The organism is Tritonibacter sp. SIMBA_163 (assembly GCF_046535935.1).
Taxonomy (GTDB): Bacteria; Pseudomonadota; Alphaproteobacteria; order Rhodobacterales; family Rhodobacteraceae; genus Epibacterium; species Epibacterium scottomollicae.
Map to the genome: position 1 here is coordinate 1 of NZ_JAWJBP010000620.1, position 263 is coordinate 263.

1 protein-coding gene is annotated in these 263 nt (G+C 65.0%); it reads left to right on the top strand.

Annotated features, from left to right (window positions below; genetic code table 11):
• The coding region (locus R0J92_RS23785; protein ID WP_411053488.1) for an FAD-binding protein at positions 1-263 on the top strand (263 nt) is incomplete at both ends.

The window sequence follows — 263 nt, forward strand, 5'->3', positions numbered from 1 at the left end:
GGCAAGAACAAGGACCACATCTTCCTGCATCTCGACCATCTGGATCCGGCCGTCCTGCACGAGCGGCTGCCGGGGATCTCCGAGAGCGCGAAGATCTTTGCCGGTGTCGACGTGACGCGCGAGCCGATCCCGGTCTTGCCGACCGTTCACTACAACATGGGCGGCATACCGACCAATTTCTGGGGCGAGGTGCTCAACGCCGACAGCGACAATCCGGAGCGGATCGCTCCCGGCCTGATGGCCGTCGGCGAAGCGGGCTGCGC